General features: G+C 59.8%; 13 protein-coding genes. 10 read left to right on the forward strand and 3 right to left on the reverse strand.

The genetic code is table 11. The annotated features are described in order from the left end of the window. Positions 1-78: 78 nt before the first annotated feature. Entirely contained in the window at positions 79-825 is a 747-nt protein-coding gene (locus K227x_RS28840) for an SGNH/GDSL hydrolase family protein (RefSeq protein ID WP_246146364.1), read from the reverse strand. Between the two features lie 21 nt (positions 826-846). On the opposite strand from K227x_RS28840, the gene K227x_RS28845 reads away from it, so the two are divergent. The 10 genes from K227x_RS28845 (at position 847) to K227x_RS28890 (ending at position 17,401) form a co-directional block, all read left to right on the forward strand. Next, a complete protein-coding gene (locus K227x_RS28845; protein ID WP_145176291.1) occupies positions 847-1,914 on the forward strand; it encodes a thiamine phosphate synthase in 1,068 nt (355 codons plus the stop codon). A gap of 290 nt (positions 1,915-2,204) precedes the next feature. Further along, positions 2,205-3,083: a prephenate dehydrogenase gene (locus tag K227x_RS28850; protein WP_145176294.1), complete on the forward strand. Its 879-nt coding sequence runs from the start codon at positions 2,205-2,207 to the stop codon at positions 3,081-3,083. A gap of 98 nt (positions 3,084-3,181) precedes the next feature. Further along, positions 3,182-6,124, forward strand: coding sequence for a phosphoribosylformylglycinamidine synthase subunit PurL (purL, locus tag K227x_RS28855; protein WP_145176297.1), 2,943 nt, complete (start codon positions 3,182-3,184; stop codon positions 6,122-6,124). A 50-nt stretch (positions 6,125-6,174) separates the two neighbouring features. Further along, positions 6,175-7,182 (forward strand): ATP-binding protein, encoded by a 1,008-nt coding sequence (locus tag K227x_RS28860; protein ID WP_145176300.1) that lies wholly within the window; start codon positions 6,175-6,177, stop codon positions 7,180-7,182. A 107-nt stretch (positions 7,183-7,289) separates the two neighbouring features. After that, positions 7,290-9,809, forward strand: coding sequence for a hypothetical protein (locus K227x_RS28865; protein ID WP_145176302.1), 2,520 nt, complete (start codon positions 7,290-7,292; stop codon positions 9,807-9,809). Between the two features lie 102 nt (positions 9,810-9,911). Continuing rightward, positions 9,912-10,859, forward strand: coding sequence for a DNA integrity scanning protein DisA nucleotide-binding domain protein (locus tag K227x_RS28870; RefSeq protein ID WP_145176305.1), 948 nt, complete (start codon positions 9,912-9,914; stop codon positions 10,857-10,859). Continuing rightward, a complete protein-coding gene (locus K227x_RS28875; protein WP_145176308.1) occupies positions 10,825-12,324 on the forward strand; it encodes an APC family permease in 1,500 nt (499 codons plus the stop codon). Before K227x_RS28870 ends, K227x_RS28875 begins: the two co-directional genes overlap by 35 nt. A gap of 329 nt (positions 12,325-12,653) precedes the next feature. After that, positions 12,654-14,063 (forward strand): alkaline phosphatase PhoX, encoded by a 1,410-nt coding sequence (locus K227x_RS28880; RefSeq protein ID WP_145176311.1) that lies wholly within the window; start codon positions 12,654-12,656, stop codon positions 14,061-14,063. Between the two features lie 222 nt (positions 14,064-14,285). Beyond that, positions 14,286-15,965: a DNA methyltransferase gene (locus K227x_RS28885; RefSeq protein WP_145176314.1), complete on the forward strand. Its 1,680-nt coding sequence runs from the start codon at positions 14,286-14,288 to the stop codon at positions 15,963-15,965. Positions 15,966-16,090: 125 nt separating this feature from the next. Then, on the forward strand, positions 16,091-17,401 hold the full coding sequence (locus K227x_RS28890) for a Gfo/Idh/MocA family protein (RefSeq protein WP_145176317.1): 1,311 nt from the start codon (positions 16,091-16,093) through the stop codon (positions 17,399-17,401). A gap of 86 nt (positions 17,402-17,487) precedes the next feature. Here K227x_RS28890 and K227x_RS28895 read toward each other — a convergent pair whose 3' ends face one another. Continuing rightward, positions 17,488-18,444, reverse strand: coding sequence for an amidohydrolase family protein (locus K227x_RS28895; protein WP_145176320.1), 957 nt, complete (start codon positions 18,442-18,444; stop codon positions 17,488-17,490). 247 nt (positions 18,445-18,691) lie between these two features. Then, positions 18,692-22,429: an efflux RND transporter permease subunit gene (locus tag K227x_RS28900; protein WP_145176323.1), complete on the reverse strand. Its 3,738-nt coding sequence runs from the start codon at positions 22,427-22,429 to the stop codon at positions 18,692-18,694. Positions 22,430-22,531: the final 102 nt, after the last annotated feature.

Below are 22,531 nucleotides of genomic sequence, written 5' to 3' on the forward strand. Positions count from 1 at the left end.
ACCACGCCTCTGGGTGCGGACCGCTGGCCGATCCGACAGTCTGAACGGTGGGCTGCGTTCTTAGAAGTAGGAGCGGTTTCATTTTGCTCGCGATTCGAGTGCGGCGCGGACGGTCTTGGCGACCTGCTTGCCCAGCAGTGCGGAACCTTCGGCGGTGTAGTGGACATCGGCTTTTCGTTGCAGGTTTTTATGCTGCAGGGCAACGTCATACATCGGATCGGTTTCGATCCCGCCGACTTCGGCGATCACTTTCGCGGCCACATCGTTGTAGCGTTTCGAATCGCCAGGAATCCGACCCTTGGCTCCCTCGGGAACCGGCGTGGTTTCTCGCCAAATGACGGTCGCCCCGGTGGCCTTCAGCTGGCGGGCGATCTGACGCAGATTGGTCGCGTAGTCTTCGATCGAAACCTGCGGGGCGCTGTCGGCGGCCTTGGGATCTGCCAGATTACCACCCTTGGGACCCACGTACTTCAGATCATGAAGACCGAAGTTAAAATGGATGACGTCCCATTTCCGATCGCCCAACCAAGCATCCAGTGATGTCAAACCGCGAGTCGTCGGCCCACAATTGGTGGCAGGTCGCCAAACGTTCGCGACCCCCGCTAATTCCTTGCGGGCATCCAGCATGTAGCCTATGGAGATCGAGTCGCCGATCAGCAGCACATGAGGCAGACTGTCGTCGACCTTCGGTGGCTGGTATTCAGATCGCATCTTCGCAACGACGGGCTTCTTCGCTGGCGTCTTGGTGGCTGCATCCTGTGCCGTCACCGCCGAAGTGAGACAGGCGAACACGAGCACCAACATAACACTTTTCAATACTGACATCTCAGACCACCTCGATATTCTATGACTGACGAATCTTTGCGAGCCACTTATCGTATTCTGGATGCGTCGGCCAATCGAGCCCTGGAGGGGCTGCGGACGATGGAAGAGTTTGCGAGGTTCGGCTTGAACGATGGCGATTTATCGGGGCAATTGAAGTCGATTCGCCACGCGGTCACGGCGGCGATCGAGCGGTTGCCCAGGGAACTGCGGTTGTCGGCGCGTGACACTCCCGGCGACGTCGGCACCTTGATCGGCGAGGCGTCGGAGTACCATCGGGCGACGGCCAGCGACGTGGTGGCGGCGGCCGCATCCCGGACGGCTCAGTCGCTGCGGGTGATCGAGGAATACGGCAAAATGATCGACCCGGTGATGGCGACCGAGATCGAACGCAATCGCTATCGGTGCTACACCGCGGCCAGCCAACTGGAACTGCGGATGCCCGCCCAACGGCGGCGCGAGCGGTTGATGACGTCGCTTCTATACGTATTGACCGACGCGGGTCCGGATGAACCTACTTTTCAGGCAACGGTCACCGAGCTGTATCAAGGCGGCGCCGACGTTGTGCAGTTGCGAGACCACAAGGTGGACGATCGAACGCTGATCGCACGAGCCATGCAAGGAACCCAGATCGCGGCTCAGGTCGGCGGATTGTTCATCGTCAACGATCGTGCGGATATCGCGCTGGCGGCCGGTGCCGACGGCGTCCATGTGGGCCAGGACGAGCTGCCGGTATCGGTGGCTAGGCGGATTCTGGGGCCCAATCGGCTGATCGGCCTTTCGACCCATTCGATCCAACAGGCGCGCGAAGCACGATCCAGCGGTGCGGACTACATCGGGTGCGGCCCCGTGTTTTCTGGACGCACCAAGTCGTTCGACGACTACGTCGGGACGGATCTGCTGCGGGAAGTCAGCAAGTGGAGCCTGGGGGCCGACCGGTACCCGGCTTTCGCGATCGGGGGCATCGAAGCGTCCAACTTGGATCAGGTCATCGAAGCTGGCTTTCGCCGCATCGCGGTGACCGGCGCGGTACGTGACGCGGCGGATCCGGCCGCTGCCGCCAGAGAGCTGAAACAGCGACTGGCCCGATAGGTGGGCGAGATATGATGCATTTCCGGGTTTTCTCGTAGCGGCGCACGGGGCGATGCCCACGCGGCTAAACGATCAGCGCGTGGCAGGAATGAGCCGGTTTCACTCGTTTAGCCGCGTGCCCAGCGGGCCGTGCGTCCGTAGCGGCGCACGGGGCGATGCCCACGCGGTTAAACGATCAGCGCGTGGTTAGCCTGCGGGGCCCTGCTGCTTGATTTCCCCTGATCTGTGCTGGCGGCTTCTTCTCGAATGCCGCTGTGGGACCTAGAATCGGGCCTTTTCGATTCGCGGTAGTGAAAACTGGCACATTGATGAACGACACCGCGACCGATCTGTGGCCTCGCCGAGTCGCGATTCTGGGTGTTGGATTGCTGGGTGGAAGCGTGGCGATGTCGATTCGCCGAACCTTGCCCGACACGGTGTTTGTCGGCTATTCACGTGGATTGGACCGGCTTGCCGATGCGGTCCAACGCGGGTTGATCGACGTGGCGACCGATTCGGTGGAACAGGCCTGCGCGGGGTGTGATGTGGTCGTGGTAGCGACGCCGGTGGACCGAATCGCGGCGATGGCGGTCACCGCAGCGGCGGCAACAGCGGCCGATACATTGATCACGGACGTCGGCAGCACCAAGGCCGGGATCGTGGCGGCGGTCGAGTCGGATCCGATCGCGAGAAGGAAATTTGTGGCGGCCCACCCGATTGCCGGCAGCGAGAAATCGGGTGCTCGATACGCCCAGGCCGGGCTTTTCGACCAAAAAGTGATCGTGCTGACCCCCGGCGATTCGGCCGGTGATGCGATCCGCGAAAAGGCCGATCGATTCTGGAAATTGGTGGGCGGCCAGACCATCACAATGACCGCTGATGAGCACGACGCCCACTTGGCAGCGGTCAGCCACGTGCCACACTTGGTGTCCGCATTGGTTGCTCGCATGGTCCCCCCCGAGGCTCGATCGTTGGTCGGATCGGGTTGGTCGGATATCACGCGAGTGGCGGCGGGCGATCCAGAGATGTGGACGGCGATTTGCCACGAAAACCGAGCGGCGGTGCTGAGCGAACTGGATCGGCTGCGTGACGAGCTGGACCGGCTGCGGGAAACGATCGGCGCGGCAGACGACGCCGGACTGACGCAGTGGTTGGACGAAGCCAAACGAATCAAAGAAGACCGCCGGTAACGAACGACGTCTACCAGCGATGAATTTTACCGCCGCCGATGATCCGGCGGCGCGGACAACGAACGAATTACATTCTCCCTCATCAAAGGGTCTCCCCCATGCCGCTTTGGCAAATTGACATTTATCCGGCCGACAACCAAGTCGATCGTGAAGCGATCCGCACCAGCGAAGAGATCGCAGAACTAGGTCTGGGCGAATCGGTCTCGATCGCGATGGCACGGGGGTTCCTGGTGCAGGGCAATTTGGACCAAGCCGAAGCGGTACGATTGGCCGAGACTCTGTTATCCGACTCGATTACCGAGTACCCGGTGGTCGCCATCGCTGGGCAAGACCTGCTGAACGAACCGCCCGGCGACCAAACGGTTCAGGTCAACGTGCTGCCCAAACCAGGCGTGATGGATCCGGTCGCGGCCAGCACATTGGGTGCGGCCAAGGACGCGGGCTTTTCCGTCGAAGCGGTTCGCACCATGCGGAAATACTGGATCGGGAACGTCGACGAATCGTCGCTGGACACGATTTGCCGGCGGGCATTGTCCAACGACGCGATCGAACAGTTTGTGGTCGGACCACTGGAAATGGACCAATTGGATGTCGGTGCGCCGAACGATTTTCAATTGCTGACCGTGCCGATTCGCGAATTGGATGACGCCGGACTGGAAAAGCTATCCAAGGATGGCCAACTGTATCTGACGTTGGTCGAAATGCAGACCATCCGCGCTCACTTCAACACCCTGGGACGCGACCCGACCGACATCGAATTGGAATCGGTTGCCCAGACTTGGTCGGAACACTGCAGCCACAAAACATTGGCCGGCCGGATTCACTATCGGGGTCCCAACGAGGCCGGGTTGCCGATGGCCGACGAGCGTCAGTATGAAAACATGCTGAAGGAAACCATCTTTGCAGCGACGCAGACGATCCGAAAAACGCTGGGCGAAAACGACTGGTGCGTCAGCGTGTTCAAGGACAACGCCGGCGTGGTCACGTTTGATGATGATTTCCATGTCTGTTTCAAAGTGGAAACCCACAACCACCCGTCGGCTCTGGAACCCTACGGCGGTGCCAACACGGGCATCGGCGGGGTGATCCGCGATCCGATGGGCACCGGGTTGGGTGCCAAACCGGTTTGCAACACCGACGTGTTTTGCTTTGCACCGCCGGAAACGCCTGTCGATTCGCTGCCGCCCGGCATCCTGCACCCTCGCCGCGTGATGAAGGGCGTCGTTTCAGGCGTCCGTGACTACGGCAACCGGATGGGAATCCCGACGGTCAACGGCGCGGTTTACTTTGACAAACGGTACCTCGGCAACCCGTTGGTGTACTGTGGCAACGTCGGCATGATTCCGGTGGGCATGGAAGAGAAAGAGGTCAAACCCGACGACCTGATTGTCGCTATCGGCGGGCGCACCGGGCGTGATGGCATCCACGGCGCCACGTTCAGTTCCGCGGAACTGACCAGCGAATCGGAATCGCTATCCGGTGGTGCGGTCCAGATCGGCAACGCGATCACCGAAAAGATGGTGCTAGACGTACTGCTGCAGGCCCGTGACCGAGGCCTATTCAATGCCGTGACCGACTGTGGTGCCGGTGGATTCAGCAGCGCCGTCGGCGAGATGGGCGAACACTTGGGCGCCGAAGTGTGGCTGGACAAGGCCCCGCTGAAATACGACGGTTTGACGTACACCGAAATCTGGATCTCGGAAGCTCAGGAACGCATGGTGTTTGCGGTTCCACAAGAGAAATGGGACGAACTTCGTCAGCTGTGCGAAAGCGAAGGCGTCGAGGCTGCAGTCCTAGGACGCTTCGTCCCGACCGGCCGATTGCACCTGACCTATCAAGGCCACACGGTCGGCGACGTATCCATGCAGTTCCTGCATGACGGACGTCCACCGATCATCCGCGATGCGGTTTACAACCCGCCCGAAGTGACGACGATCGACCTGCCTGAGATGTCGGCTGACGACCATCGCGACGCACTGTTGTCGATCATGGGCAGCCTGAACGTGGCCAGCAAAGAATGGGTCATCCGCCAATACGATCATGAAGTCCAAGGCGGCAGCGTGGTCAAACCATTGGTCGGCCCACAGTGCGATGGACCGGGTGACGCGGCCGTGATTCGGCCGTTGATCGAATCCCGCCGTGGTTTGGTGATTTCCTGTGGCATGAACCCCCACTACGGCGATTTTGATACCTATCACATGGCGGCATCGGCAATCGACGAAGCGATGCGGAACGCGGTCGCGGTCGGTGCCAATCCGGAAAAGATTGCGATCCTGGATAACTTCTGCTGGGGCTATACCGACCGAGCCGAAACGTTGGGTTCGCTAGTCCGTGCTGCGATCGCTTGCCAAGACATGGCGATCACCCTGGGCACACCATTTGTCAGTGGCAAAGACAGCCTGAACAACGAGTTCAGTTTCATGGATGGTGACGGAACCAAACAAACGATTTCGATCCCCCCCAGCCTGTTGATCAGCGCGATGGGGCAAATCGATGATGTTTCCAAGGCCGTCACCATGGACGCCAAAGAGGTCGGCAATGTCGTGTTCCAGGTCGGCGAAACCAAGTCCGAACTAGGCGGATCGCACCTATCGTTGGTGCGAGAATTGACCGGCGGTCAAGTTCCGATGGTGGACGCGATTTTGGCCAAAACCACCTTTGTCGCCATGCACCGCGCGATCATGTCGGGCCAGGTCCGTGCCTGTCACGACCTCAGCGAGGGTGGTTTGGCGGTCGCTGCGACCGAAATGGCGATGGCCGGAATGCTGGGCATGTCGATCGACATCGAATCGCTCTGTGGCGGCGGAATCAGCACCACCGAAGCTCTGTTCAGCGAATCCAACACGCGATTCTTGGTCGAAGTGCCTGCCGATGCGGCGGATGATTTCGAAAAGTCGATGAAGTCCGACAACGTTCCGGTTGCCCGTCTAGGTACAATCCAGGACTGCAGTGACGTCATCGTGTCGCGAGGATCCGACACCGTGCTGAACGTGACGACCGGCGATGCCAAAGAAGCGTGGCAAAAACCGCTGGCGTGGTGAGGCCGGCGAGATGACCAAACGCGACCCCTTCTGCATTCGCTAGCGACAACATGATCTCTGCCACTCGATCCGCTACCCACACCATCGTCATTTCGCGAGGCCAATCGCGGAATCCGGAAAAACGTGGACTCGAACAAGCGATCGCGGACGCCGTCGGCAAGATCGAAAGCGTGGACGTGTTGGTGATTCCTCACCTATACGACCTGCCGAAATCAAGCGAATCGTTCCAGAAGCTTTCGGACATCGAAGGCGACCTGGTCGTCGTGTCATGGATCTATGGACGGGCCGCCCACTGGGTGCTGGACCGGAACGGTATCCGCGGCCAGTTCGGCGAAGTGCAGCTGGGCGCCCCCGATGATGACGAAGATTCCGATGTCGAAGCGACGCCTGAAACCGACCAGGACGACACGCCTGTGGTGGACCGGGTCACCGATTTGCATCCGCGTCCGGATCGCCAGATCCACTGCATCGACCTGAAAGTCGGCAACGACCCGACCGCGTTCATCACCGAAGTGCAGCGCATCATCGGACACGAGCCATCGCCGGCTGATACTTCGCTGCCGATCATCGGTGGCAAGATCGTCCAGGTGGACGAAGCGACTTCGCGGCGCTGGTACCCGGTGATCGATTTCAGCCGCTGCACCAACTGCATGGAGTGTGTCGACTTTTGCTTGTTCGGCGTCTACGGCGTCGACCACGGCGAGAACATCCTGGTCGAACAGCCCGACAATTGCCGCAAAGGGTGCCCGGCATGCAGCCGAGTGTGTCCCGAAAATGCAATCATCTTTCCACAGCACAAAGCGCCGGCGATCGCCGGTGCCGAGATCGAGGGCGAAGAGGGTTTCAAGATCGACCTGTCGGTCCTGTTTGGTGCTCCCGCAACCGGCGACGATCCCATCGCCACCGCAGCGCGCGAACGGGACGAGCAACTATTGCTAGCAGGTCGCAACGCTGTCGGCATCGATGACCAACTGAGCAAGCGGCAGGCCGAGGCCCAAACCAAGCCGAAAGACACGTTGGACAAGCTGATTGACTCACTTGACCAATTCGATCTTTAATTATTCTGGTCGGGGGGTACAAATTTTGACCGGAATCACAATTTGTTGGCCACTTTGCAGTCACATATAGGTCAACTCCTGCATGCACTCTGACCGATACTTCGGGTATGTCTCGCCCGAACTCGGAGCACCTCGTGCAGCAACGCAGCCTCCCCCTATCGTCCAAACGGCGCTACCTGTGCGCCATTCTTGCCACCGGACTTGCTTGCGGCAGCGCTAGCCAGAGCGATGCGCAGGAGGTTCGTTTGATCGCTCCGTCGCAGGCCAAGCTTGTCGCACCGCAGCCGGACGCTTCGCAGCCACCATCCGCAAATACGTCGACCGCAGGTACCACGGCAGCCGATGCGCCCGCCGCTCGGATCGCGACCGCGCCGTCATCGGATGCCGATCACGGCGGCGAGATGATGCTCAATGCGCCGGGAAACTCGACGCTGGAGATGCGGCTAGCGCGGCGTCCATGGCTGTTAGAAAAATTGATGAACCCAGGCGGTTCGGATTCCGAATCGGCCGACGTGCCGAAGCCACCAGCCGACCTGCCCGATCCACCGTCGCTGAACCGATTGGTTCCCAAACCTGTCGACCGTTCGCCGATTGATCACGGCGATGATGATGGCGGATGGCGGATTCGACAACCGTCCGCTGCGTCCCCATTGAACCCGGCTCCGCAGCAGCCATCCCTGCGACTGGTCGAGCCCCAGCAAACCGCTCCGCGGGCAGTGGAGAACACGACGCAGCAGCGTCCAATCCTCGTCCCCGCGATCGCTGCGCCGATGCCGAAGGTTACGTCGCCTGAAGTCGCGGCACCGAAGGTTACGGCGCCCGCGCCGGCAATCCCCGCGACGGCAATCCCCGCGCCGGCAATCACGGTACCCGCCATCACAGCGCCGGCTCCCATCGCCACCCAAGACTCCGGGCCAACAACGCGACCGGCCGTTCGCCCGGCACCCGTGACCCCAGCGGAACCGAAAACCCGGCTGGCACCGACGATGTCGCCAGTGCCCACGTTCAATCCGGCGCCCAAGTCGACGCCATTGCCACCACGGTCGGACACTCCGATCCCGCTGACGGATCCACCGGAGATGGGGACCGTCAACAGTCGCCCCGCGCCGTCACCGCGAGTCTATGTCGCGCCTCAGGAAGCACCGACCACTCGCCCAGCAGCGCCTCAACCATCGTCGGCACGGCCGACACGCATCGGCGACAGCGCCCGGATGGACGACCGCTTGGAATCGTCATCGACCACGACCCGATCCGTCGGCGACATCCCCGCCACCGAAGATCCATCGTTCGACATTCAAGACGACGAGATCCCCGTCCGCAAGCTAAAGATCGCTCGCGACGGCAAACCAGTCGACGAAGACAACGAGGGTTCCGCCAACGGGCGTTCCCATCGTTCGATTGGCGATTTGCCCCCGTACGTGGATACCGATCAAAGCGAGCCGCAGCGATCCACACCACGCACGATCTCGCAAGCACCCGAACTTTCGATTGCACCGGAGCGTGCCGCGCCGGATCGCATCAGTTCGCTGCCCAAACCGCAGCGTCCCGATCTAGATCGTCCCGACGCGATCTCGCAACACGAAGTCCGCCCCGAACTTGACTACGCCGGCTATCCCGCCCAGCCGATCGAATTGTCGCTGTCGGTACGGCGGTTGCAAAACACGATGCGAGCCTGCTTGTCGTACTATCATGACCGACGCGAAGTTGCCAACGAACGCAGCAACTGGGGCATGATGCATGCGATCATGGTGTACGGAGTCGACACCAAGGTGCAGGTCGAACGCAATTCGTACAGCACGATCGCGTGGATTGCGGGCAACAACGCCTGCCGCGGTCAACGATTGCTGACCGAAAAAGACGGCCGCATTGTGGTCCGAAGCGGCGTCGGGCTGCAGGGTCACCAGGCTCAAATGCTAGCCGTATTTTCGCTCTGCGAAGTCCCCGAAGACTATCCATTGTATGCCGATGGGCAGCAGTTTTCGGTTGCCGATGTGATCCGCGAAGAACAGTTGGCGTGCAAATCCGGCGAAGAGCTGACATTCACGTTGATCGGTCTTTCCCATTACATGGACACCGACGCGACTTGGACGAGCGAAGACGGCCAGACCTGGGACTTCCAGCGTTTGATTCGTGAAGAACTGTCCCAGCCGATCGTCGGGGCCGCCTGTGGGGGAACCCACCGGTTGATGGGATTCGCCCACGCACTTCGCCAGCGTCGTGCCGAAGGCAAGCCGATCGACGGACAATGGCAGCGGGCTGAAAAGTTCACGCAGGACTTTGTCGACTATGCCTACCGGCTCCAGAATCGCGACGGATCGTTCAGCACGGACTGGTTCGAAGGGCGAGAAAACAAAGACGATATCGATCGCAAAGTCCAGGTGACCGGCCACATGGTCGAATGGCTGCTGACGTTGACCCCGGATTCAGAGCTGCAAAATCCTCGCCTCGTTTCGGCCGTACGGTACCTCTTGTCGGCGATGTATCGGGAACGTGGACACGACTGGAGCATCGGTCCCAAGGGACACGCTCTGCGATCGCTGGCGATGTTCTATGAACGGGCCTATCAGAGCGGACCGGCCTGGCAACAGCCGATGACGGCCCGTTCCAATGACCAAATCCGGCGATAGTGGCCGGCGTAAAACGTGCGTCGACCTGTGCGAAGCTAGGCCAATAGGCTAAAACAGCGAGACTACGCGACGACGACACTCCTGCACTGAAACGGCCTCCACGTGGCGACGCAACGATTCACCAAACACAACGCTGCCATCATCCAAACGGGCGTGGCTTTGTTAAAGGCTCGCAATGCCGACGCTTTGTTGGTGTTGTTGGATGGATCAACCGACTGGAAGCGGATCGCCGAAATCGCATCGGAAGTTGAAAAACCGATCATCGTGGCGGTCGATTCCCCTGACGACCTGGAAGGGGCATCCGAGGCCGGGCTGAAAGCTCTGGCGCTGAACAAGGAAAAAGCACCGCTGTTGGAACGGCTGCAGCATGCTCTGCTGGAAGCTGCGGCCGACGAGTTCATTCGGACCAACGGCGAAATCGTCGCCGTCTACAGTGGTTTTCACCAAGGCCGGCTGGATTCGATCAGCCACCTGCAACTGGACGAACGGATGCGGCGTCTTACGACCCGCGACCTGCAGATGCTGGAGAGCCGGGTGCCGTTGCCAACGATCAAAGCCGTCATCGATTTGGCCGCGCAAATTGGTCGCGAAGGCCGCGAAGGCAAGCCCGTCGGCACGCTGTTTGTCGTCGGCGACACCCGCAAGGTGCTGGAACACAGCAACGATTCTGGCGTCGACCCGTTCCGCGGGTACAACCGAAAGAGCCGCAATCTGTTGGACGCCAAAGTCCAAGACGATGCCAAAGAAATCGCTCAACTCGACGGTGCATTTGTTGTCGGCAGCGACGCGGTCATCGAACGCAGTCGGCAGATGTTGGAAGTGTCTCACGAAGACCTGACGATGACCAAGGGATTGGGGGCACGCCACTGGGCAGCCGCCGCGATCTCGCGAAAAACCAAGGCCATTTCTGTGGTGGTCAGCCAATCGACTGGCACGGTCCGACTGTATCAAGACGGGCATTTGGTGATGCGAATCGAACCGATGGACAAAGCGGTCACGTGGCAAGAGTTCGCCTTTGAACCGCCGTCATCAAACCAAGCCGAGTCGTGATCCTGTGACGGGACCACGCCGCATCGGACTCGTCTCGGCCACGACGCTGGTGGCTGCCAGCATGATCGGGGTCGGCGTCTACACGACCAGCGGGTTCACCTTGGCAGCCCTGGGTTCGCCCGACCAAGTCGTCGCGGCATGGATCGTGGCCGGCGTGATCGCCATCTGTGGTGCCAGCGGATACGCCAGCCTATCGTCGCGGTTCCATCAATCGGGCGGCGAATACCTGTTCCTAAGCCGGACGCTGCATCCGATCGCAGGCGTGATCGCAGGATTGGTTTCGATGTTGGCTGGGTTCACCGGAGCCATCGCCATCGCCGCCATCGGGCTCGAAGAATACGCACGGCCGCTGCTGGGAGAAACGTTGGCGAGCCTGCCCAGCGGTACGATCGCGGTCGCATCGGTGGCCGCCGCAGCGACACTGCACTCGATCGGCATCCGCGGGGCGTCTCGCATCCAAGACGTGATCGTGATCGCCAAGTTGTTGATGATCGCCGGCTTCATCGTATTGGCCGTTTCCAGCAGCCGCGGCGATGGATCGCTGCCCAATTCTCCGGTTGCCAATACTCCGGCTACCAATTCTCCGACTACCAATTCTCCGACTACCAGTGGGCCGGTTGCCAACGTGCCACCTGCCGCTGACACGCCGGCCGATGCCCCAATCGATCGCCAGGCTTCCGATAGCGGCCTGGACGACAGCGTGCCTGCAGACACCGTCGTGGATGAACCGGCCAGTTTCGATTGGCTGAATTTCGCTCAGCAGTTGGTGTGGATTTCGTTCAGTTATGCAGGGTTCAACGCGGCGGTGTATGTGGCTGGCGAGGTGCGTGATCCACAGCGCAACATTCCTCGCGCGTTGGTCGGTGGCACCGTGATGGTGACGATACTGTACGTCATTCTGAACTGGATCTTTGTCACTTCCGCCCCGGTCGAACAACTGACCGACCCAGCGAACATTTCGCAGATCGCGGCCGCGTCGGCGGTTGCGATTGGCGGCGACGGCTTTTCGACGTTGGTCCGGTTGGTGATTGTGGTGTCGTTGATGACATCCGTATCGGCGATGGTGATGACGGGACCTCGGGTGTACGCCAAGATGGCCGACGACGGTTTCCTGCCGAGCTGGTTTCGATTCGAAGATCGCCCACCGGTCGCCGCCATCGGTTTCCAAGCGGCACTTGCGATCACCGCGATTCTGATCGCATCCCTGACTCAGTTGCTCGGCTACCTGGGGCTGACACTTTCGGTTTGCTCGGCTCTGACCGTTGCGATGCTGTGGGTCGACCGTGCACGCGGCCGAATCACTCGGCTGCCGTTGTGGGGAATGCCGGCTGCGATCTATGTCATCGCAACACTGGTGATCACGACCCTGTACGCGATCCAGGAACCAGGCCAAGCCAAGGTTGCTGGCCTGACGATCGCGGTTGGCACGGTCGCCTGCCTGATCGGGCGACGGCGCAAGCACTGACCCACTCGGTCACTCCACACCGTCCGTAGTACCGTCCGTCCAGCTTCCAGCAGCCTTCGAAGAGGCGAAAGCTTTTTGCCGGTTGCCTCGGCAACCGGATTTGGCTTCCCCCAATGATCTTCTCGGGCGGGCTGGACGCTCTGTTTAGCCGACGTTTCTCCATTCGCCTGGCACGATGAACCAGACCCGATTCCGCCTGAAGGCGGTACTACGAACGGTGTCTGCGGCATGTCCAAATGTTAATTTTTCGCGTGCGCCGGCACTGCGAAAAATCCGCGATACACTTGGCGAGATCCTTTTGCGATTCCTCATCCTGCGACGAGCTGAACATGACCCAGGCATCTTCACGGCGACAGTTCTTAAGCGACAACTTTGCGGCTGCGACCACCTTTGCGGCGGGCGCCGCCTTTGGATCGATGGGGCGACGATTGGCACTAGGGGATGCACCGTCACCGAAATGCTTTCTGGCCCCCGCGCTGGACGAAACGACGGGGCTACCCCTGTTGAGGTTGCCCGAAGGATTTCGTTACCGGTCGTTCGGTTGGGCCGGCGACATGATGAACGATGGCTTCGAAACGCCGAATCTGCATGATGGCATGGGCGTCGTGGCCAGCGACGGAAACCTGCTGACCCTATGCCGCAACCACGAGATCAGCGAAGACGGCCCCTGCCTGTCGATCAAGGGCGATGGGGTCTACGACAAACAGGCGATGGGCGGATGCACATCGCTTGTCTTTGATGCCGAGCGGGGCGACTGGGTCAGCAGCCGCACCAGTTTGTCGGGCACCAGCCGCAACTGCGCCGGCGGCGTCACCCCTTGGAACACTTGGTTGACGGCCGAGGAAACGGTGCTGGGACCTGGGGACCGCGATGCGTACAACAATTACGCTAAGAAGACATTCCAAAAGACGCACGGCTGGGTGTTCGAAGTCCCGGCCAATGGGATCGGCAATCCCGAACCGATCAAGGCGATGGGGCGATTCGTCCACGAAGCCATCGCGGTCGACCGCAACAGCGGGATCGTTTACGAAACCGAAGACCGTGGAACCGCCGGCTTCTACCGATTCATCCCGACCCAGCCGGGCAACCTGCATGCCGGTGGCGTGCTGGAGATGGCCGAAGTGGTCAACACACCGGATTTACGTGGCGGGTTCGCCGACGGATCCACGTTCGATGTTCGCTGGCATCGTATCGACGACCCCACTTTGTCCGCGACCAAAGCTGGCTTCCCGGCCGACGAACTAGGCGTGTTCAAGCAAGGCCAAGCGAAGGGCGGGTCCATGTTTTCCCGTTTGGAAGGATGCTGGTTCGGCGGCGGCAAAGTTTACTTCGACGCCACCGATGGCGGGGCCGCCGGTGCTGGCCAGATCTGGGAATTTGACCCCGAGAACCAGAAACTAAAACTGCTGTTCGAATCGCCCAGCAAGCCAGTGCTGAACATGCCCGACAATCTGTGCGTCAGCCCGCGCGGTGGCATCGTGCTATGCGAGGACAACGATTACGGTGCGAACGAATACCCGCAGCGGATCTTCGGACTGTCCCAAGACGGAAAACTATCGCTGTTCGCCGAGAACAACATCCAATTGAAGGGCGAAAAGAACGGCATCAGCGGCGACTTCCGCACCAAAGAATGGGCCGGTGCGACCTTCAGCCCCGACGGCAAATGGCTATTCGTCAACGCCCAAAGCCCCGGCATCACCTTTGCCATCACAGGCCCGTGGGAAACCACATTGATGTAAACCGGCCGGTGGCCAGGGTGCAAACATCAGGCCAAGTGCCGGGCGGTTCGGCTTAGCCGGATCCCGGTTTGGACGCTGTTTTCGTTGGAATCCGGTGCAGGCGACAATTGTCGCCGGGGCCGATTCCAGGTGGTGGGATCTTGCGCGTCAGCCCCGCTTGCGCTAGGATCGCGGTTTACGAAAACCGATCGTCCACTACCGACGCCTGAGCTCATCCCCATCATGCTTCCAACCAACCAGATTCACCAAGGCAGTTGCATCGATGGAATGGCCCAGATCGAAACGGGCAAAGTCGACTTGGTGTTCGCCGATCCGCCCTTCAACATCGGCTACACCTACGACGTCTACGACGACCAACGCGAAGCGGCCGAGTACCTGGAATTCTGTGAAGCCTGGATCGGGCAAGCCCATCGCATCCTGAAACCCGACGGGACGTTCTGGTTGGCGATTGGCGACGAGTACGCTGCCGAACTGAAACTGCTTTCACAGAAACTAGGATTCCACTGCCGCAGTTGGGTGATTTGGTACTACACCTTTGGCGTCAACTGTGTGCGCGGATTCAGCCGATCGCACACGCACCTATTCCACTTTGTCAAAGACCGCGAACAGTTCACCTTCAACGGCGACAACCCGCTGGTTCGCGTCGCCTCGGCACGACAATTGGTGTACGCCGACAAACGAGCGAATTCTCGCGGCCGGCTGCCCGACAACACTTGGATCCTGCGGCCACAGGACTCGCCACCCGGTGGCTTTGCAACCTCGCACGACACCTGGTTCTATTCTCGCGTGGCGGGAACGTTCAAAGAACGCGAAGGGTTCCACGGGTGCCAAATGCCCGAACAGATCCTCGGTCGTATCCTGCGGATTTCCAGCAACCCGGGGGACGTTGTCGTCGACCCCTTTGGTGGCAGCGGAACCACGTTGTCGGTCGCAAAGAAACTGGGTCGGCAATGGATGGGGTTCGAACTTTCGCCTGAATACGCCGAGCACATCGAATCACGAATGGCGCAGTGCAACATCGGCGACCCGCTTGATGGCGTCGAAGATCCGCTGGGCAGTTCCCCCAAGACTTCGCAGGGCCGAACTCGCACGACCTTCAAAAACGGGCGCCCGGTGATCCCGTTGGACGACGAGACTCGCCAAGCGATCGTGGAATCGTTCACCGAAGCCTCGGGCGGTCACTCGGCCGACTTTGTGCTTTGCGACCCGAAGCTGTCGACCGCATTCAGCAAGGCCTGCCGAAGCCGCAAGATCGCTGGCGACCCCAGGATCTGGAACACGATGCTGCTGCGACTTCGGAAGTCAAAACAATTGCCCAAGGCGGTTGAAAAGGGACGGCGATCGACTTGGTCCGAGATGGAACCGTTTCAGAACGCAGCCGAAATTGCACTCCGGCTGATCAGCCTGGACTACGCGATGACGCTGGACGAAATGCTGTGCACCCCGGCAGCGATGGAACAGTTTGACCAATTGGCCGCGATGCTATCGCCGGGCCATTCGCCCCTGGATTACCGCTGGGCCGCACTTTCGCTTCGCAAACGAGCCAGGACCAAAAAGTTTCAGTCGGCGGCCGCCGAACAAGACTCGCATTGGCAGGCGGCATCGGCGCCCAAATCCAAGCCAATCCAGGACTGCCTGCAGGCGGGCAAATCGGACGCTGGCGTCTATGAAATTGCCAATGACGACGAAACCATCTATGTCGGCGAAAGCAATCAGATCAGCGAACGACTGGCCAACATTGCCCAGAATGACGCCTGGCAGCGGTTTTCGCCCACCCGCGTCAGGATTTGGAAAGTCGACAAGGAAATCGACCGTTTTGCGTTGCGAGCCCACCTGATCGGGAGGGAGCGACCCCTACTGAACTCGAAATTCCTAATAATCGAAGGGGCTGGAGGCGCATAACGAGCGTTTTATGCCCATTGGATGTACAAACGGGCGGCTTATGCGTCTACAATCCGGTGGTCTCCTGGCCGTACATGCGATCCCCGGGGACCCCCACCTTCAGTCAACTTCAGGAATTAGAATCCATGCAAAACAAACCCGACCGTCGCTCTTTCCTAAAGACATCTACCGCAGCAGCAGCTGGCGCGGCGCTTACCAGCACGATTGCCAAGACTGCCCACGCAGCTGGTAGCGATGAAATTCGATTCGTGCTGGTTGGATGCGGCGGTCGTGGTACCGGTGCAGCGGCTCAGATTTTCAACACCAAGGGCAACGTCAAACTGGTCGCCGTCGCCGACGCGTTCCAAGGCAATGCCGACCGAGCGATCAAGTCGCTTAGCCGCGGCGAAAACAAGTCCAAGATCGACGTGCCAGCCGAACGTGTCTTCGTCGGACTGGACGCCTACAAAGCCGCCATCGACGTCGAAGCCGACTTGGTTGTGATCGCGACCCCACCGGGATTCAAACCACAACAGTTTGAATATGCCGTCAACAAGGGCCGACACATCTTCATGGAAAAGCCGGTCGCTTCGGATGCCGCCGGAGTTCGCCGCGTGCTGAAGAGCGTCGAAGAATCCAAGAAGAAAAACCTGATGCTGGCGATCGGCCTACAACGCCGTCACCAACCCAACTACATGGAAACCATCGAACGCATCCACGACGGTGCGATCGGCGATGTGATTTCGCAACAAGTTTATTGGAACGGCGGCGGCATCTGGTACCGCAACCGCACCGATGCACAATCCGAAATGGCTTTCCAAACCAACAACTGGTACCACTTCAACTGGGTTTGCGGTGACCAAATTTGTGAACAACACATTCACAACTTGGACGTCGGTTGCTGGGTCAAAGGCATGTACCCGGTCGAATGCAACGGCATGGGCGGACGCGAACAACGAATGGGTGGCGACGCCACCAAGTCGCAGATCTTTGACCACACGGCTTGCGAGTACACGTTCGCCGATGGAACCAAGATGTTCAGCCAAGGCCGTCACCTGGCCGGCGGTTGGAACCATGTCGGTGAATTCGCCCAAGGCACCAAGGGCACCGCGGACCCATCAGGCACCATCAATGGCGCCAACGCGTGGAAGTTCAGTGGCGAAAACGTCAATGGCCACCAACAAGAGCAGCACGACCTGATCGAAGCTCTGATGCGAGGCGAGATCTACAACGAAGGCGAGTACGGCGCTCACTCGACCTTCACCGCCATCCTGGGCCGCGAAGCTTGCTATAGCGGCAAGATCGTCAAATGGGACGAACTGCTAGAGAAGGGCACTGAACTGGCTCCTGGCATCGACTCCTACACACTGGATTCGGAAGTCCCAGCTTCGGCACGACCAGACTCCGAAGGTCGCTACCCAGTACCGACCCCAGGCAAGTACAACCCGTTCGCGTAATCGTAGCGGACGCAAAACGGAATCGAAGAGCCCCGCGATCAGCGATGATTCGCGGGGCTTTTTCATGCGCCGGCGCTGACCGACCACTAGAAGCCGAGCGCTCGTTTCGCCGTGCCCCCAAACACCATCTGCCGCTCGTCATCGCTTAACGCGCCGAGCAACGAGCGCGCCCGATCGATGGTCTGGCGATAGGACGCGGGAGTCGCACTGGCATTGAAACCGCCGCCATACATCAACCGCGATGGACCGAAACGGTCCACGATCTGATCAATCGTAGGGCGGATGTCTCGATGCGGATAATTGGTCTGCACAGGAATCGATGACAGCTTCATGATCGTGTTGGGGAAATCAGCCAAAGCCAATACATCGTCGTACTGCGACGATGTCCCCTGAAACGGTCGCCCCAGATGGTCGATCAACACCGTGGTGTCAGGAAAATCCCGAATCAGCGAAGCGAACTTCGCTGCATGTCGCGGTTCGAAGTGCAATTGCACCGCCAACCCCAACCGCGTTGCGGTCGACCATAATCGACGCAGCCCATCGGAATCAAAATCCGGCATCCGCTCTGGTGCATACGCATGCACTCGAACGGCCACCACGTCGGTTCGATCATGCAGTTCCTGAACCTGCCGGGAAGCATCAGGCCGATCAGAGAATACCAAGACGGTCCCCTTCAGCCGACCGCTACCGACCTTCAAACAGTGTTCCAGATAGCGGTGATCGTCCTGGTACGGTTCGGGATGGACCACGACCGCAAAGTCCACTCCCACCGCATCCATGCACTCGATCAGATACTCCGGCGTCGCTGCCGCCGTCGGTCGATAGGGAGCATTGGCATGATAGGGAAACGAAACCGATCGGGGCCCTGCAAAGCAATGAAGATGGGTATCGATCAATAGATTGTCGCGGCGCTGACCAGAGGCGTCCGCCGCATCAGCCCAAGCCGATGACCGGGATCCGGCAATTGCAGCCCCCACCATCGCTGACCCAGCCACCTTCAATGCTTGCCGCCGTGTTGGGGTGACACCATCCAGAACTGACATCCAAAAATCCTACGCCGAGTATCGATCGCGCCGCCGATGCAGTCGCATACGAAGACATGATACCGCGTCGAGTATCAGCAGATGCAAACCCAAGCCCCCAACCCCGTCGTGAGATTCGGCTGAATTCCCGAACGCCAAGCGTCCTCAGAACGAAGGCGAATCGTGTTATGAAGAACGACGCCGTGGGATTCGATTGGAATCGTCCGACCGTAGCCGCGATGGGGGGGGGGGGGAGGGTTATGGGCGGTCAATCTTGGTGGTGCGGGCTGCCTTGGTTGGGCGGTAGATGCACCTTAAGGCGTGGCGTCCCATCGACCAGATCCGGACGATCCAGTCGCGACGGTCCATTGACACCGTTGTCCGAAAACGTGGTGGGCCGATCGCTGCTGGACTGATCTGTATCGTCATCCTGATTGCTGAGGGATGCCGATTTCACCGGGCGTCCATCAGCATCCAATCGTGGCTTGAAGAATCGCCCCAGCGGTCCCGCCAGCAGGGCCGGCAACATCACTAGGTCCCCGATCAAGGCAGCCGCCAACATCACCAGCATCAACGTGCCAAACCGCTGCGTTGGCGTGAAGGTTGACAGGGCGAACACGAACAGGCCCAGGCCGCCCACGATGGTCGTTTGCGTCATCGCGGGACCGACTCGACGATAGGTTTCAATCAACGCTTCGACGCGCGTCAGACCGCGGTCCAAGTTGTCACGGAACCAGGACAGAAAGTGAATCGTGTCGTCGACGGCGACACCCATCGCGACCGATGCGGTCATCATCGTACCGATGTCAATTTCGATCCCCATGTGGCACATCAGCCCAAAGATCGTCAGCACCGGGAACACGTTGGGGATCATCGCCACCGCACCGGCGGCGAACCCATTGCCCATGTTTCCCATGGTGAACCATCCGTACGGTACCCGGCCGGGATTCAGCAACAACACCATCACGATCCAGATCAACACAAAGGCCAGCGCGATCGAATCCGCCAAGCTGACCAGCAGCGTTCGCTGTGCCTTGTACACCACAGGGATCACACCGGTGTAAATCACCTGCATCGGACCGGCCCCATCGACGTCCGGAATCTGCCCGGGCAACAAGGATGGCGACACGATCTTGTGCTCAATTGCGTTGGCATCGACGAAATGTTTGGCCGCAGCAAAGTCCGCCTGTGCGAAGCTTTCGCCCCCCAACCAGACGACCGTTTTGTACTTGGCCAAGATCTTTTCCCAACGCCCCGACGACTTCATATCCGCCGCCTGTTCGGTCGTGGGATCGATCCACATCGGCTTTTCGATCTGTTCGCCGGCCAACAATTCGCCGAGCGTTGCGACGAAGGTATTGTTGGTCAGAATTTCGGTCCGGTCTTCGGACACCAGATCAATCGCATCGAGCGACGCTGGACGTTTCGCGCCGACGACCAAGACAAACTTTTGATCGACCGGATCCGCGGCGATTTGCTTCATCAATTCATCGCGAGTTTCGTACGCTCGCAGAACCGGTTCAACGGCGGTACGCAGCGTCGAAATGAACTCGCCATAGTCGACATCGGACAGCGCGGCCACACGAAGACTGATCCGCCAAAGTTCGCTGCCGGAATAGTCGCCTTCCTTTTCCAGTTTCAGATAGTCGTTGTCGCGAAGCGTATCGCCCGCAGCCAGCAATTCACGATTGAACTTTGCCCGTACCGCGTTGTACCCGTTACTAGGACCGGGCAACTCGGGCAGGAACGTATCCGAGCTGGTGGATTGGCCGACGATCCCCAAACCGGGCTCGCCCAACGTACGATGCACGACGCGCCGAATCCGCGATACGGCTTCGACACGTTCCAGGATATCTAGCGGTTCGGCTGCACCTTCGCCGTCTGCGGCTGCGATCCCAGCCGCATCCGATTCGGCTTGCATCTGCGGCGGCATCCGCACGATCAATTCCATCGGCACTAGTTTGCCGAAGTGGTCTTCCAACCAAGCGTAATCGTGGATGATCCGCGCGTCGGGATCGAACAGTTTCAACAGTTGCACGGACGTTTTGATGTGACGCATGCCGATGGCACATGCGAACAGCACCAACAAACATCCCACTGTGACCATACGGTGGTGACCGGTCACCCAACGACCGAATCCGGCCCACCAATCGCTCAACCCGCTTTCCGTGTTCAGTTCATCGGGGTTGTCGGATGCTTCCGATGCGGCGGGCGAATCGGTCACCGACGGCGTGAACGTTTGCAGGGCGGCGGGCAAGTAAGAGAACAGGATGCCCAATGTCGACATCACTCCGATGCCCGCATACAACCCAAAGTTACTGATCGGCGCCAGGTTGCTAGTGACCAGCGACACCAATCCGATCGCGGTCGTTAGCGACGCCAAGGTGCAAGGAACGATTGCATGCCGCAGCGCGCGGCCAGCGGCACCAGTCGTGCCGCGTGCGCGAACTTCATCGCGGTAGTAATTGACCACATGGATGGCACCGGAAAGGCCCAACACATAGACCAACGAAGGCATGCTCATCAGGATCGCATCGACCTTACCACCGGTCCACCAAACCATCGCCATGCTTAGCATCGCCGAGCTGCCGCCGACGACAAAGATCATGATCGTGATTTTGACGCTGCGGAAACAGACGTACGACAACAGGATGCCGATCAACACGCTGTAACCGACCAAGCGGACCAAGGTCACCGTGCCTTCTTCGTCGATCGCCATGTTGTCGACCGGCGGACCACCCATCCGAAACGCGGCCAAACCGTCGGCCGGTTCAGCAGCCTGACGATTGAAGGGTGGCGGCGCCATCGACGGCGGCCCAGCAGGACGCAGCCCGGAATCGGCAGCCAGTTGCAACAACCGGCCTCGCGGTTGGCCCAACACGCCACGACCGATCGCATAGACCAGATTGTCTTTGGCCAAGTCGGTCAGCGTCACCAACACACAGGTCAAACGGTGCGGCGATTCGATCCCAGCGGCATCCCAAACGGCATACCAAGCTTCCGCCTGCTCGTGCAGCGGCGCTTGCTGAAGTTGTTCCAGTGAACCGCCGAAGTGATCATCGAGGTACTTGGTCAGCGAGTTTGCCGCGATGACGTCGAAATCGGGCGTGACTTCGGATTGACGTTTTTCGGGCAGTGCTTCGCGGAATGCTTCCGGCGTCCAGGTGAACCCCTGTGGCACAGCCGGCGCAAACAGGGTGCCTGTCAAACGTTCCATCGCCAACCGTCGGGCCACCTTCGCGCGCTGCGACTGATCGGTCAGGTCGACCGGCCACAGCGGACCACCTTCCTGAGCCAACTGTTGAACAATCGTTTCGCCGGTTTGAACCGAATGGAACAACGATGCGGTCAACAGGGACAGGTCGTTGTAGAACGGGTTGGCCAATCGTGATCCGGGCGCATCGCTGGGTGCTTCGCCGAACGCGGTGACCAAGGTCCCACCAAGTTCGTACACGCCGCGTGCCTTTTTGACCGAACGGATCAGAGCCGCCGGCCCGGTCATCGATTCTTCCCAACGGTATAGTTTTCCGTCGGGAGTGACGTAGTACCATTGCCCGCTTGGTGTGCTGAGCCACTTCTCGTTCTTGCCACCCCAATTCAGATGGTCGGTGCCGCCTTGCAGCAGCCCCAATTCGTTGCCGACATCTTTCGCACGGCGATACGTCGCCGCCAGTTCAGGCGGGAAGTCAGCCGACGGGTCGTAGGTATCCGATTCATGGGTCAGTTTGCTGGCCAGCAGCGTCAACCGCTGGTCTTCGACATTGCAACCTTCCCAGGTTGCCAACACAAAGCTCTCGCCGGCAAAGTGGTCCGCAAACCACTCCAATTCGGCGGTCTCGGCAAAGTTACTGGGCAACCAATCTTTGACGTCGTTTTCCTTCTCGCCCAAGCTCATCCGAGCAGCTCGAAACGCAGCCGGCAAACAAAAGAAGAATGCCAACAGAATCAACAAAGCATACGGAATCCCCAGCGGGCCACGTCGCTCTAGCAGGGATGTCTGTTTCATAGTTGGGGGTCAGTTGATCAGCGATAGATTGGTGTTGGTTTGCCGCAATCGGCTTGCGAGAAGCGGTTGCGGAACGACCGGTAAATCCCGCACGTAAATTAC

The organism is Rubripirellula lacrimiformis (assembly GCF_007741535.1).
Taxonomy (GTDB): Bacteria; Planctomycetota; Planctomycetia; order Pirellulales; family Pirellulaceae; genus Rubripirellula; species Rubripirellula lacrimiformis.